This window comes from Vibrio sp. vnigr-6D03, assembly GCF_002835515.1.
GTDB lineage: Bacteria > Pseudomonadota > Gammaproteobacteria > Enterobacterales > Vibrionaceae > Vibrio > Vibrio penaeicida.
This window is the reverse complement of record NZ_PIZL01000012.1, coordinates 116,044-130,709: the sequence shown is the minus strand read 5'-3', so window position 1 is coordinate 130,709 and position 14,666 is coordinate 116,044. Positions and strand designations below refer to the sequence as shown.

Genomic DNA, 14,666 nt, shown 5'->3' with positions numbered 1-14,666 from the left:
CAGAATATGATAGAGAAGATGTCTAACTTACCGACTACGAGCCTTGTTCCTTTTGTGACATCGAAAGTAAATGGTGCAAGCGTCGCATGGAAAAATTTAGACTTGATTAGAGACTACGGTCTAGACCATATAGATGACATAGATACGTGGCTTTTAGACAACTATTCTTTTTCCACGTTGCCAGTCGATGAAAGTAACCTTCAGGCGGATCAATCAACATTTTACGCTGAACGATACGGCGGTCAGCTCTTAGCTGGCAATGGCGGTGGTGGTCGTGCTGGGCTCAAGGGCGATTTTCAATGCAAAGGTATCGGACCCACCCCTTTGATCGGTTCTATAACACCAGATCACTATCGAACTGGTATGGCAAGCTTAACGGAAATGCTCAATGAAGTATTATGGGGTGAGGTATGCCACGCTATGCTTCCACATGGCGCGGTGAGGTGCTTAGCCATCATCGATATAGGAAACATTCTAGAAGGTGAAGAGCGATACGCGATAGCAGTAAGAGAAAATGAAGTGCGCATGGGGCATTTTGAGCTGTCACCGTATTTTGAGCCCCGAGGAAACGAGCCGCTCTTATCGGAATCACTGAGAGTAAAAGCAGCACTCGATCAGTTCGAAGACATATGTTCATCCATTTATGCTGATAGTAGTACGCCAGAGGCTATTTTGGACAGCATTGTAAAACGATTCGCGGAACAACTGGCTTGTGCTCGTCTATTTCGTATTTGTCATGGTTCTATTACCTCTTCAAATATAGGCATCAGCGGGAAATATTTAGATTTTGGTACGATATCTTCCTTAGGAAGTTACGAAAATATATCAACTTCAATGGGTAACCCTGGTTTTCTTTACGAGTATCGGAATATAGTGAGTTCCATTAGTGGTTTTATAGATACGATTAATTGGTACAGAAGAGACATTAATATTTCTTCATCTGACTATGTGGAAAAATTCATTTACCACTTCGAAAAACAATGCCACATGAGGTTTTGTTCTATCTTTGGATTCGAATATACAGAGCAATCGCCGTTGGGCAGTACTTACGAGAGGTTGTCAAAAAAGATCTATCGCTACCTAACTATGGGAGGGGCGAAAGAGAAATATGGCGTGACTTATCATAACGAAGGGGATGGATTTCATACAGTTGATACACTGTTTGGAAAGCTTGCCGATCGTGACTTTGACAGTAGCTCCTTAGAGCATTCCATGTTCCTTGACATCAAAGATATTCTAGCGGAGAGCGGTGGAGATTACGATGAGTACATTCGCCAAAGATTTTGCTTTTACAACGAGTCTAATCTGAATATGGATTATTTACACTATGACTTAATCAGGCAGGACATCTCCGAAATGATAAAAGGCGATAATATTTATGCCGTTTTCTCTGAATATGTTGATGACAAGATCAAACGTTCTAATAAAATAAAGGAGTATTACATTGTCTAGTCAAAAAGAATTATCTAGTCGAGGAACAACGTCTAGCCAGAATACAGTGTCGAATAGCATTAATGATATTTATTATAAGCTTGGTTGTGTGATTGCGATACTCTCCCATAATAACAAAGAAATTGATATCACTCAGTTTGACGTATTAAATAAGATACTTCCTGCTATTCGAATGGATAATATCTTTGTTTGTTTTAATAAGAATAATCACCCAGTTGCCTTTTTTATCTGGAAAAAAGTGGACTTGGATACGCCAGAAACTGTCGTCAGCGCCTTAACCAACTGGCACCATTACCTCGGTTGGAAAGAAGGCGAGCATTATTTGGTGACTCACTTTGTATCAAACAGTGAATGCAAGATAGATTCAGTAAAAAAATTCATGGCTTCTGCTTTTTTTCCTGGAGATATCATCAGCTACCTTGGAAAGAAAGGAAACATTAAGGTTCGCGAGGTAAGCCATGTTAGTTAGCATCCCTCCAGTCCTGAATGAACCGTTGTCTTACCAAAGAACTCTTGGTGTCTGCGCGCTCATTTTTACACTTGACGGCAGTTCCGATTATTCTTTGGGTAAACTCTACGAAATATTGTCTCGCGCTACCGAGAAAGATGAGGTTGAAATAACCTATTCCAATGAGGGGAGACCGCAATCGTTTAAGGTCTTTACTGATAGCGTAGTGCTTGAACATTTTGAAGTCAGCCCATCTTCAAATTGGAGTAAGTTAGTCAGCCCATTGAGTGTGCATATTGATAATGACTTTTATCGAGCACTAGGCAACTTTTTTGAGCTTATGGCTTGCTCTGATCTTCACCATAACTATTTAGCGGCCGAGTACATTTCCACTTGTGTAATCCCTCCAGTTTGTAACGCGTATTTTCATATTTTCTATGACTCCAATGACTTCCCCTTTGGCGTCGTAAGTTGGGCACGATTGAGTGAAAAACGCCATAACGCCATCAGTAATGAGTTCCAACAGCTAGAGCAAGCGGATTGGTGTTCAGGTGAGCGATTGTTTGTTTTTGATATGATCGCGCCATGGGGAGGGGTCAGCCAAATGTGTAAGTACCTTTTGAATGAAGTGTTTCTACTCGATTCGGTAGCTTTGGCAGACAGAGTGAAGGTTGGTGGAAATGAAAGAAAAGCCGCTTTTCGAGGAAGCAATTTTCAAAAGAGGAAAATGCTAAGAAAAATAGAAAAATTGAACTCGATGAGCGAACTCAGCCTTCACCAAGCTCGGGAAATACATTCTGACTTAAGCGACATCCTCAGAAAGTACGAGTTGAGATTACTCCTAGATAGAAACGATACGCAGACAAGAGAGATGTATAGTCTTATGGCAACCCAGTCTGAACAGGTTATGTCGAGATGTTCGTCTCTCTTAAGTTCTCACGCTCAAATACTGAGCAAGCACCAACAACAATCTATTGATATGAATTTGTTACTCGGGCTTTCTCGCTTGGCAAAGGACTATTCAGTTGATTACGTGGATTATGAATTAGAGCAGGTCTTCTTACCTTTTAGCTATTTCGAAGTGATCGACATGATGAACGATGCGTGGACAAAGATTTTGGTCGGTGGTGACCAACCTTCATCGAACAGTTTTGATTTGTCTTCACTGAATAAACGAGTTTATGTCGATCCCAGAGCCCTGTCAGACAGTATCGATAGACCGTTTTGTAAGTACATGGGGAGAAAGCAGCCAATCTACGTGTACTCGCCATACAATGCTTCTGTTCCAACGGCACTCACGCTAGCACACGAGTATTCCCATGCCATTCATTTTGAATTGAATTCGCTGGAAAGTGATGAGCTCATTGAAGATAGACCGATAATCAAAGAGTTCTTAGCGCTGACGGGGGAGCTGCTGTTGACTCAGTACCTTATTGAGAATAATTACGTTAAAGGCAGTCGTGCTGACAGTATCGTCGAATCTTGCTCCAAATATCTCTCCGATTACAAAGAGCAACTCGCGCAATATGCTGATGCAAGAAAGGTAAGCTACAGTACAAACTATCCACTGGCACTGTATCTAGCCAACGTGTTTCTGTCCGATAAAGTGACAAACGAACAAAGAAGGGTGTTCGTTTCCTCGTTGTTTAAAGAAGGTAAGAATTACGATTTTAATCAGTTTGTTAACTTTTTCCTTAACATCGAAAGAGAATTAAAGCGCGCCCATCAGTTCGAATCTCAGTGTGTGGTTTAGAAGCCCCATAAGAATTCTAAAAAAAGCCAGCAATGCCCTACACATTGCTGGCTGGTTTGCTTCTAGATTCCCTAAGCCAGAAGCAAATAAGGTGATCTGAACTTCTTATTCAGAAGCCACTTACTTAGAAGCGATCAGATCTTTGTATGCCATGGTTTTACCCTGTGGTTTCTCGTTGGCCAATTTGGCTTTTGGAGAACCCGGTTGAGCCAACCAGTATTCCGCGCCTTTTTCAGGGTTGAGTTTAGGACCACAATCACCTTGAGCTTTACTACGCTCTAGGCGACGAAGTACTTTGTCTTGCGCTTTCGCCAAGCCATTCAGTGCTTCTTGTGGTGTTTTCTCGCCGCTTGCTGCTTCCGAAACGTATTGCCACCAAAGCTGCGCCAGTTTTGGATAATCTGGCACGTTTGTACCTGTTGGTGTCCATTGCTTACGTGCATCACTGCGGTAGAATTCGACCAAGCCACCTAAGTTAGGTGCTGCGTCTGTCATCGCCTGAGAGTTGATGTCCGACTCACGAATTGGCGTTAGACCAACCAATGTCTTCTTCAAGCTTACAGATTTAGACACAACAAACTGCGCGTACAGCCATGCTGCCTTACGGCGATCAAGTGGCGTACTGTTCAAGAAGGTCCAAGAACCTGCATCTTGGTAACCCAGCTTCATGCCGTCTTCCCAGTATGGACCGCGTGGCGAAGGTGCCATGCGCCATTTTGGAGTGCCGTCTTCGTTTACCACTGGCAAGCCCGGTTTGGTCATATCCGCAGTAAAGGCGGTGTACCAGAAGATTTGCTGTGCGATAGAACCTTGTGCCGGAACTGGACCTGCTTCACCAAAGGTCATACCTTGAGCTTCTGGTGGCGCGTACTTCTTCAACCAATCTACGTATTTAGTCGTTGCGTAAACGGCTGCCGGACCATTCGTGGCACCACCGCGAGACACATCAGAACCAACTGGCTGACAGCCTTCAATACGAATACCCCACTCATCGACAGGTAATCCATTTGGAATCCCTTTGTCGCCAGCACCCGCCATGGAGAACCATGAATCGGTAAAACGCCAACCCAAAGATGGGTCTTTTTTACCGTAATCCATATGGCCGTATACAGGCTCGCCATCGATAGTTTTTACTTTGTCCGTAAAGAACTCAGCGATGTCTTCGTATGCAGACCAGTTTAGCGGAACACCCAACTCATAACCGTAAGCGTCTTTAAATTTGGCTTTCAAATCAGCGCGCTCAAACCAGTCGGCACGGAACCAGTAAAGGTTGGCAAACTGTTGGTCTGGAAGTTGGTATATTTTACCGTCTGGTCCTGTGGTAAAGCTCAGACCGATAAAGTCTTTCAGATCCAGCATTGGGTTGGTCACCACAGCGCCTTCACCCGCAATGAAATCACTGATAGGCACCACTTTACCGTAGCGGAAGTGTGTACCAATCAAGTCGGAGTCGTTGACGTACGCATCGTAAATGTTACGACCTGTTTGCATTTGGGTTTGCAGCTTTTCTACAACATCACCTTCTTGGATCAAGTCATGGTTAACTTTGATTCCTGTGATTTCGTAGAACGCTTTCGCCAAGACTTTCGCTTCGTACTCGTGAGTGGTAATGGTTTCGGAAGCAACATTGATCTCCATGCCCTTAAAAGGCTGAGCGGCATCAATGAACCATTGCATTTCTTCCTGTTGCTTATCAACAGAAAGGGTCGATGGCGTAAATTCAGACTCCAGCCACTTCTTTGCCGCTGCCATATCGGCAGACGCCATTGGTGACACGGCTGTCATCAGCAGAGCCAGAGACATACAACGTCCTAAGTAGGTTTTCTTCATATCCTTTTGCATTACTAATAACTCCTGTTATTTATATATTTCACGTTATAACGTTATGTTTCTACATACCTTTACGTATGCTTATCGCGTCATCATCCCCATTTCAGTACGGTACATAGCCAAATTACAGAGACAGTAAAAGGCACCCAAATATTGATTTCACTAAGCCCAACGAACCCCAAATGAATGAAAGCTCCGCTCAGTAACCCAATAAAAAGTCTGTCGCCACGTGTAGTTGAAATAGGCAAAAAGCCTTTGCGCTCTACACACGGGTATTTGATTTCCAAAATTGTCATAGTGATAAGGATCAAAGCGATCCCTGTAAAAAACAGTGCTGATGGAGTAGTCCATGCCATCCAATTCATGATGTGTCTCCTTAAACTCGTCCGAGGGCGAAGCCTTTCGCCACGTGGTTACGCACAAACCAAATTACTAAGATGCCCGGTAGAATGGTGAGCACACCCGCAGCCGCTAATACGCCCCAATCAATACCCGAGGCGCTCACGGTTCGGGTCATCACAGCAGAGATCGGTTTAGCGTCGACCGAGGTGAGCGTTCTTGCTAAGAGCAACTCGACCCAACTGAACATGAAGCAGAAGAAGGCGGAAACCCCAATTCCCGAGCGAATCATAGGTAAGAAAATCTTGACGAAGAATTTCGGGAAGGTGTAACCGTCGATGTAGGCGGTTTCATCGATTTCACGAGGTACGCTCGACATAAACCCTTCAAGAATCCAAACCGCTAACGGCACGTTAAATAGACAGTGTGCGAGTGCGACGGCAATATGGGTGTCAAATAGCCCAACTGATGAATACAGCTGGAAAAATGGCAACAAGAAAACCGCAGGTGGTGCCATTCTGTTGGTCAGCAACCAGAAAAACAGGTGTTTATCGCCAACAAAGCGATAGCGTGAAAACGCATACGCAGCAGGTAAGGCGACGGCAAGCGTGATACACATATTCATCACCACGTAGATGATGGAGTTGATGTATCCCATGTACCAGCTTGGGTCTTCGAAGATCACCTGATAATTACGAAACGTCCAAGTTTCAGGGAAGAAGCTCAAACCGCTCAGAATCTCCTGATTCTCTTTGAACGACATGTTGAGCAACCAATAAATCGGCAGTAGCAGAAATATCACGTATGCGATGAGGCCGAATAGTTTTGATTTAGTCATGATTCAATCCTCTACTTGTTCTCTGTGTGCGTCATTGCGGTGTAGAACAACCAACTCACCAGCAAGATAATTAGGAAATAGATAATGGAGAACGCCGCAGCTGGACCAATATCGAACTGGCCAATGGCCATTTTAGTGAGTGCTTGGCTAAGGAACGTTGTAGAGTTACCTGGACCACCACCTGTTAGAACAAACGGTTCGGTGTAGATCATGAAGCTGTCCATGAAGCGGATCAGAACCCCAATCAACAGAACGCTTTTGAGCTTCGGAAGCTGAATGAATCGGAAAATAGCCCAATTAGAAGCGCGGTCGATACGCGCAGCTTGGTAGTACGCATCTGGAATGGCGCGCAAGCCCGAATAACAAAGCAGTGCAATCAGCGATGTCCAATGCCATACATCCATAAGGAGTACAGTGAACCAAGCATCAACTGGATTACCTGCGTAGTTATAGTCGACGCCTAGACTGGTGAGCGCCCATCCAAACAAGCCGATATCGGCACGGCCAAATATCTGCCAAATGGTGCCCACAACATTAAGCGGAATGAGGAGGGGTAGCGCTAGTACGATCAAGCAAAAAACTGAGCCTCTGCCTTTTGCTGGCATCGCTAGCGCCACCATGATTCCAAGCGGTACTTCAATCATTAAAATGGCGAATGAAAATCCAAACTGACGAAACAAAGCCCCTTGAAGACGCTCGTCGTTCAGCATTTCTTTGTACCATTCTGTCCCTACAAAGTAGGCGGTATTGGCATCAAAAATATCCTGCAATGAATAGTTCACGACCGTCATTAAAGGTACGACCGCACTAAAAGCAACCAGAAGGAATACTGGCAACACTAAAAACCAGGCTTTGTTGTTGTTCACCTTGTTCATGAGTTTTCCCTCTCGCCAATTAAAAATTCATCCAAATACACCATGGTCCATTGCTCAGGAAAGCTGATATAAGCGACATTCACAGGAACAGGTTGGTCTTCCTGTAAGCGCGCTTTCACTTCTTGATTACCGACTTTGAGCGTAAGAATTTTGTAAGTACCAAGGTCTTCCACATGGGAAACCTCACTTCTAATGGCGGAGCTGTTTTCTTTCTCCCACACGTGCACAAACTCAGGGCGAATACCGATCTTGATGTTATGAGTGTTGGCACTTTGAACCTGTTCGTGAAGGGAAGCCGAAAGCGGCAGGTCAATGTCGTCGAAACGCACACCATGCTCTGTTGGGATCACTTCAATAAGATTCATGCCGGGGCTGCCAATGAAGTAGCCCACAAACGTATGGTTGGGTTTTTCAAACAGTTCCCGTGGCGTACCAAATTGCACAATTTGCCCTTCGTACATCACTGCAATTTTGTCGGCAAAGGTCGAGGCTTCGAGCTGATCATGGGTAACGTAAACCATGGTAATGTTGAATTGCTGGTGGATCTGCTTGAGCTTACGGCGAAGTTTCCACTTCAATTGTGGGTCGATAACCGTGAGCGGCTCATCGAACAAAATGGCAGAAACATCATCCCGAACCAGTCCGCGACCCATGGATACTTTTTGCTTTTCATCCGCTGTAAGGTGCTCTGCTCGTTTTTTCAGAACAGGGGTGAGTTCTAGGATCTCGGCTATTTCGGTCACTTTAGAGTGAATTTTGGCGCTATTCACCTTCATATTACGAAGAGGGAACGCCAAGTTGTCGTACACCGACATGGTGTCGTAAATCACCGGAAACTGGAAAACCTGTGCGATGTTTCTGTCTTGCGGTGGAATGTCGTTCACCTTTACACCATCAAACAGCACTTCGCCGTCGGATGGACTCATCAAGCCAGAGATAATGTTCAACAACGTAGATTTACCGCAACCCGACGGACCAAGTAAGGCAAATGCTCCACCTTGGTGCCAAGTGTGCGTCATTTCTTGGATCGCGTACGTTGAATCCGGTCCTTTCTTTTTGTCGTATGTATGCGCTAACGCATTTAGAGTTATCTGAACCATTTCAATTACCCCAGAAGATGATGACTAGGGGCATGGATCAATTCTTCATCCATGCCGAACACGTAAAACTTATGAATAGGGATGTAAATCTTGATGGATTCATCAACGTCATAACTGTGTACGCCGGGTAAATGCAGCACCATTTCAAAATGGTTATTGCACACGTGAAGGAACGTTTCCGATCCGCTGATCTCGGCGACTTCTACCTGAACAGATAGCTCGATATCGTCATCATTTTTAGGCAGTAAGCTGAGGTGGCTTGGGCGAATACCAAAAATGTACTCCCCTTGTCCAAGGTGTTTTAAAGACTGGTTAAGTGGGAAGTGGGCTTTCTCATCAAAACACACTTCGCTGTCGGTGACTTTGCCAGGCATAAGGTTAATAGGTGGTTCGCTGAACAAGGTTGCGGATTCTACCGAGCTAGGCTTGTGATAAACCTCCGCTGTGTTACCCGATTGCACCACACTGCCTTCATGCAAAATGGTGGTGGTTCCACCTAGCGCAAGCGCTTCGTTTGGTTCTGTCGTGGCATAAATTGCAATGGTATGGCGAGTTTGGAAAAGTTCTCGCATCTCTTGGCGCAATTCTTCGCGCAACTTGTAGTCGAGGTTGACTAAGGGTTCATCAAATAAAATGATTTCAGCGTCTTTCACTAGAGCCCTTGCCATAGCGGTACGCTGTTGTTGACCCCCTGAAAGTTCTAAAGGCACTCGCTTTAAGAAATCGGTAATGCGCAGCATATCGGCGGTGGCGTGAACACGTTCCTGAATTTCCTTCTCCGCCATGCCAGCCAAACGTAAAGGTGAAGCGATGTTCTCAAATACGGTTAGATTGGGGTAGTTAATGAATTGCTGGTAGACCATAGAAATATTGCGCTCACGTACAGGCATGCCTGTTACGTCGACACCATTGACCAGAATTCTTCCGGATGTGGGCTTATCCAACCCAGCGATTAATCGCATCAATGAAGTTTTACCTGCGAGCGTTCTCCCCAACAGGACGTTAAACGACCCCGGTTCAAACGTGAGGCTGGCTTCATTGATGTGGACTTCGTTGTCCACAATTTTGCTTACCTGCTCAAGTGTTAATGACACTAAGTTCTCCTTAACTTCGAAATTATGTCTAATTCTTGGATATAAAAAATTTTCGATAATGTTCGTTATTGCTAGAAATGTGCCAATTTGTTGTTAAACGAAAATATTGACCGTTTTAAACACTTTAACTCTTGAATAAACAATGAATTAATAAAATTATCACTTTAACTTTATGAGATTTAGCGGATTTTAGTGTTAACAGCGCAAGATCACATTTGTTAACGAAATGTGTTCAAAGTGTTCAGTTTGTGCTAATTTGAGTTGAACACTGATTGAACATTACTTTCGTTTTCGAACATTTTTGCTCGCACTTTCGAGCTTTTGCTTAGCTGTATATGTGGATTTCATGGACGAATATAAAAACAATGATCGTTCCCATCAGTCGATCATAGAGAGCTCGTGGCGACGTTGCCACGATGCTGGGCTGGCGCATACCAGCACCCCACAAATAGAAATGAGCAGCGAATCAGACTTTGGTCTTTCGCTGGATAAACACCATGGGCTGCTGCAAACAACGCAGCAAAAAGTGCTGCCTTTTTATGACAACCTTCTGTCCAATAGTAATTGCCTAGTGATGCTTGCAGACACGACGGGGCAAGTACTCAGTAGTTGGGGGGAGCAGCGCTTCTTCCAAGAGAACCAGCCTCATGTGTTTGATCATGGTGTTCATTGGCAAGAAGGGCTTATTGGGACGAATGCGATAGGCACGGCACTGGAAACAGGTTCTATTGTTCAAGTCTTCCATGATGAACACTTCCTCGCATCAAATCGTTTTATGACAGGGTCGGCTGCGCCTCTGTTTGATGCTGAAAGACGCATGACTGGAGTGCTGTCGATTTCCAGTGATACCTACATGCCCACAGCCCATACGCTTGGCATGGTAAAGCTGATGTCACAAGCTATCGAAAACCAGTTGATTGTGTCTCGCTTTAACTCTGATCATTTTTTGTTTTGGTTCAACACCAGTGAAGAGAACATTGATAGTCAATGGTCTTCACTCCTCGTATTCAATGAGCAGGGGACAATCGTGTCGGCAAACCGACGTGCAGAAGTGGTGCTCGGTTGTGACTTAGCGCTGCAAAATCTCGATCAATTATTCGATGTTCGAATGGACCAATTGCTTGCTCACCCTGCTTATACTCCACTGGTTTTGCGCTCAAAGCACAATTTCAATTTTCATGGCATCGTGATGCCACCCAAGATCCCCAAAGGTCGTTCGTTGGATTTTCGCAATGTACCTAAACCCTCCTCCGTTAAAGGCGTCGCGAAAGACGATGTATTGGATTTGGATCGTTTAAACATGGGCGACCCAAGGTTGTCGAAGGCAATCACACAATCCAGCAAGATCCTGAACACCGACATTCCTATTTTGATTAATGGTGAAACAGGTGTGGGTAAAGAAGTGTTTGTAAACGCGCTTCATCTTTCTAGTGAGAGGGCGAGCGCCCCGTTAATTGCAGTAAACTGCGCGGCGATCCCTTCTGAATTGGTTGAATCCGAATTGTTCGGTTACGAAAAAGGCGCGTTTACGGGGGCGCACACAAAAGGGTATATCGGGTTGATTCGAAAAGCCGATAAAGGCACGTTATTCCTAGACGAACTCGGAGATATGCCGCTCAATGTGCAAGCTCGCTTGTTACGCGTTCTCCAAGAAAGAAAAGTGACTCCTCTTGGTTCAACCACATCTTATCCTGTCGATTTCAAGCTGGTGTCTGCCACCAACCGACACCTCAAGCAAGATGTGGAAGCTGGGAAATTTCGCCAAGACTTATACTACCGAGTGTCGGGGCTAAACATTACTTTGCCACCGCTGCGTGAGCGAACAGATAAAGATGCGTTAGTCCAATACCTACTGAGTAAATTCTCTTCCAATGAACAACCGGGACAGATTTCAATGGAAGTGCTGTCTTTGTTCAAATCTCACCCTTGGCCAGGCAATATTCGTCAAATGGTGAGTGTGATTCAGATCGCCCTTGCTATGGCAGAGCCCGACGCCATACAAGTTGATGACCTGCCCGATGACTTCTTGTCCGATGTTCATATCAATACACCACAAGAGTCGAATATTCGCCCCTTTATTGCGCCTCACAATGAGTTAATCGCCGAAAACGAACTCAAAGAAAAAGAAGACTGGCTTGAAGCCTATGAGCGGATGAATCGCAATATTTCTAAAACCGCGAAAGAACTGAATATTAGCCGAAATACGTTATACAAACGCCTAAGGGAAAGTGGCTTAAAGTAAACCTTTGGTTGTGTTGTGATCGATTTGTGGTTTGTTTGATTGTTTTTTGGTTTTTATTTGGTCGTTTTGGCTTCTGTTAACTCGCTAAAATAATGTGGTTTTATGTGGTCAAATTGAATGTGTAAGCATAATTTCCTTATTAACATATTGATTTATAAGGTATTCTGTTTAATTTCCAGATGTTAACTAAATATGTTTAAAGTGAGAATGCAAACCATTGCACAGAATTTAAATTTATAAATTATTTGCTCAAATTGTAAGCGTTGACTTATAGCGGGTCAGCTTTTGGAAAGCATCTTAACAGAAGCATTCAAGAGCGATTTGCATAAATGCTTATTATTAAGGAAATGAGTAAATGATGAAGTTACACAAGAAAAATATTGGGATTTTCAAACCCACAGTGTTGGCTTTGGCGATGTTCACTTCCAGCTATGTTGTAGCCGATGAATTTAGTGGTAATTCAGAGGCAGAGCTGCCAGTAAAATATTTAGTCAAATTTAAGGATGACCTATCAAGCACCCCTGAAAAATACGGGTTAAGCCCTTTTTCAGGTGCACGAATGATTCAAGAGTCTGTATTGGATCGCGTTAACGCACAACAGGTCGATAAACTCGGCAACCGTTCAATCTACAGTGTTGAATTAAACGATACTGCTCTTAATTCCCTTCAGCAAAATCTAGATGTTGAGTATGTGGAAATTGACGAGCCTAGATTCCTGCTCAGTGAAGTTACGCCATGGGGGCAAGATTCCGTAGGTGCTACTTTGCTTGCTGATACCAATGCAGGTAATCGTACGGTTTGTATTATCGATTCCGGGTACGATGTTGCGCACAATGATTTGGCGACTAACCAAGTAACAGGTACCAACGATACAGGGACTGGCGACTGGAGTATTCCCGGTGCAGGTAATGCGCATGGTACACACGTTGCGGGCACGATCGCAGCCATTGCAAATAATGCAGGTGTGGTGGGCGTGATGCCGAACCAAAATGTGAATTTGCACAGTGTTAAAGTCTTTAAAGATGGCAAGTGGGCGTATTCTTCCGATCTTGTAAAAGCCGTTGATACCTGTGCAAGTAACGGGGCGAACGTTGTGAACATGAGCTTGGGGGGTAAGCGCTCAAACGCAACAGAAAAAGCCGCATTTAGCCGTCATCAGAAAAGCGGTGTTCTGCTCATTGCTGCCGCGGGTAACGCAGGTAATACAGCACACAGCTACCCAGCTTCTTACGACTCGGTTGTCTCCGTAGCCGCAGTGGATACAGCACTTGACCATGCCGATTTCTCACAAGCAACCAATCAAGTGGAAGTGTCTGCACCGGGTGTATCCGTATTGTCTACAGTGACCATGGGTGAAGGTATCTTGGCGGATATTCAGCTTAACGGGCAAAGTTTTTATGCTCGCGGTATTGTTCCACACAACCGCTATATCAAAAATGCACAGTCTAAATTTGTGCCAACCCCAATCGATGGTTCTCAGACGCTTGCTTTAGCGGCGTGTGATGTCAGCACTGGTAAATACGTTTGTGGTGATATGAAAAACAAGGTGTGTTTGGTTGAGCGAATCGAAAACCAAAAAGGCACCTATCGCCCTGAAATTAATGCTGTAAAAGCGTGTAACACTGCAGGTGCATCAGCTGCGATTGTCTACAGTAATACTGAACTGACAGGGCTTCAAAACCCATTCTTGGTGGATGAGAAAAACGAAGCGCCTATTGTTTCAGTTTCTGTAGACCGTACGCTTGGTCAAGAGCTTGCAGGATCGGTGGGTCAGCCTATTACGGTTAGCGTAACTAAAGGTGAGGACTACCAATACTACAACGGTACATCGATGGCGACGCCACATGTTGCCGGTGTCGCGGCACTTGTTTGGAGTTACCACCCGCAATGTACCGCAGCAGATATTCGTAAAGCACTTGCCAAAACAGCAACGGATATTGACGTAGCAGGTAAAGACAACCGCACTGGTCACGGTTTGGTCAATGCTGTAGCGGCAAAAGAGTACTTAGATCTTGGTTGTAATGGCGGTGAGCCAATTCCTGATCCGACTGCTTGTGATGCGACGGGTGTGAATGTTTACCCTGATTGGCCGCAAGTAGATTGGGCAGGTAATCCCAACCATGCAGCTGGTGGCGACAAGCTTGTTCACAATGGTGCGGTTTACCAAGCAATTTGGTGGACACGTTCAGTACCAGGAAGTGACAACAGCTGGTCACACGTATGTAATTTGTAAATAGCTTCAGTGCCTCTTCGGAGGCACTTTATTTTTTTACCCAAACCTAATTAGGTGGAAAACATATTGAGTCAGTATCTTAAGCTAGGAATGATTACTATCGGGTTGTTGATGAACGTCGTAACCGCGAGCGCTCATAATTCGATAAATAATGACAAAGAAAACAGTCATCAAGACAGCGGTAACAAAGACAGCAGTAAACAGCTAAAGAAATACTACGTTAAGTTCTCAACTCACTGTAAAGGGGATGTCTTTTCAAAACTGCAATCCAAAGAGATTGACGTGATCAGTGAGCTGATTCACGACAACGTGTTCATAGTGAAGATGAGATCAGAACAAGTGAATAATGTTGCTGGTGAACCTTGTGTCGATTACATAGAACCCGTGCCGAAACGAGAAATGCATGAAGATGCCGACCCGTTTCAGCAATGAACAAACAGCTCACTTGGCACGGTTGGATTC

12 protein-coding genes are annotated in these 14,666 nt (G+C 44.6%); 6 read left to right on the top strand and 6 right to left on the bottom strand.

The features are described 5' to 3' along the window. The first annotated feature begins 6 nt into the window (after nt 1–6). Genes CW749_RS08565 through CW749_RS08555 form a run of 3 tightly spaced genes read left to right on the top strand, consistent with a single transcriptional unit; the run spans nt 7 to nt 3,653 of the window. Nucleotides 7–1,452 (top strand): protein adenylyltransferase SelO family protein, encoded by a 1,446-nt coding sequence (locus CW749_RS08565; protein ID WP_145997840.1) that lies wholly within the window; start codon nt 7–9, stop codon nt 1,450–1,452. Continuing rightward, on the top strand, nt 1,445–1,921 hold the full coding sequence (locus CW749_RS08560; RefSeq protein ID WP_180958358.1) for a toxin-activating lysine-acyltransferase: 477 nt from the start codon (nt 1,445–1,447) through the stop codon (nt 1,919–1,921). The genes CW749_RS08565 and CW749_RS08560 overlap by 8 nt, the downstream gene beginning before the upstream one ends. Beyond that, nucleotides 1,911–3,653 carry a toxin-activating lysine-acyltransferase gene (locus CW749_RS08555; protein ID WP_101111609.1) on the top strand — a complete coding sequence of 581 codons (1,743 nt, stop codon included), beginning with the start codon at nt 1,911–1,913 and terminating at the stop codon, nt 3,651–3,653. The genes CW749_RS08560 and CW749_RS08555 overlap by 11 nt, the downstream gene beginning before the upstream one ends. A 120-nt stretch (nt 3,654–3,773) precedes the next feature. Here the strand turns inward: CW749_RS08555 and CW749_RS08550 are convergent, their stop codons facing one another. From CW749_RS08550 to CW749_RS08525, 6 genes are all read right to left on the bottom strand, one after another. Continuing rightward, nucleotides 3,774–5,495: an ABC transporter substrate-binding protein gene (locus tag CW749_RS08550; protein ID WP_101111608.1), complete on the bottom strand. Its 1,722-nt coding sequence runs from the start codon at nt 5,493–5,495 to the stop codon at nt 3,774–3,776. Nucleotides 5,496–5,575: 80 nt separating this feature from the next. Then, nucleotides 5,576–5,848: a DUF2160 domain-containing protein gene (locus CW749_RS08545; protein ID WP_101111607.1), complete on the bottom strand. Its 273-nt coding sequence runs from the start codon at nt 5,846–5,848 to the stop codon at nt 5,576–5,578. 11 nt (nt 5,849–5,859) lie between these two features. Next, nucleotides 5,860–6,660, bottom strand: a complete 801-nt coding sequence (locus CW749_RS08540; protein ID WP_101111606.1) for a carbohydrate ABC transporter permease — start codon at nt 6,658–6,660, stop codon at nt 5,860–5,862. A gap of 11 nt (nt 6,661–6,671) precedes the next feature. Further along, nucleotides 6,672–7,535 carry a sugar ABC transporter permease gene (locus CW749_RS08535; RefSeq protein WP_101111605.1) on the bottom strand — a complete coding sequence of 288 codons (864 nt, stop codon included), beginning with the start codon at nt 7,533–7,535 and terminating at the stop codon, nt 6,672–6,674. Further along, on the bottom strand, nt 7,532–8,635 hold the full coding sequence (locus CW749_RS08530) for an ABC transporter ATP-binding protein (RefSeq protein ID WP_101111604.1): 1,104 nt from the start codon (nt 8,633–8,635) through the stop codon (nt 7,532–7,534). Before CW749_RS08530 ends, CW749_RS08535 begins: the two co-directional genes overlap by 4 nt. Nucleotides 8,636–8,640: 5 nt before the next feature. Continuing rightward, nucleotides 8,641–9,729: an ABC transporter ATP-binding protein gene (locus tag CW749_RS08525; protein WP_101111603.1), complete on the bottom strand. Its 1,089-nt coding sequence runs from the start codon at nt 9,727–9,729 to the stop codon at nt 8,641–8,643. A 346-nt stretch (nt 9,730–10,075) separates the two neighbouring features. On the opposite strand from CW749_RS08525, the gene CW749_RS08520 reads away from it, so the two are divergent. From CW749_RS08520 to CW749_RS08510, 3 genes are all read left to right on the top strand, one after another. Next, the gene (locus tag CW749_RS08520) at nt 10,076–11,971 is read left to right on the top strand and encodes a sigma-54-dependent Fis family transcriptional regulator (RefSeq protein ID WP_101111602.1); all 1,896 of its coding nucleotides are present in this window, start codon (nt 10,076–10,078) and stop codon (nt 11,969–11,971) included. Between the two features lie 415 nt (nt 11,972–12,386). Then, nucleotides 12,387–14,204: a S8 family serine peptidase gene (locus CW749_RS08515; protein ID WP_237322401.1), complete on the top strand. Its 1,818-nt coding sequence runs from the start codon at nt 12,387–12,389 to the stop codon at nt 14,202–14,204. A gap of 66 nt (nt 14,205–14,270) precedes the next feature. Further along, a complete protein-coding gene (locus tag CW749_RS08510; RefSeq protein WP_145997839.1) occupies nt 14,271–14,636 on the top strand; it encodes a hypothetical protein in 366 nt (121 codons plus the stop codon). Nucleotides 14,637–14,666 lie beyond the last annotated feature (30 nt).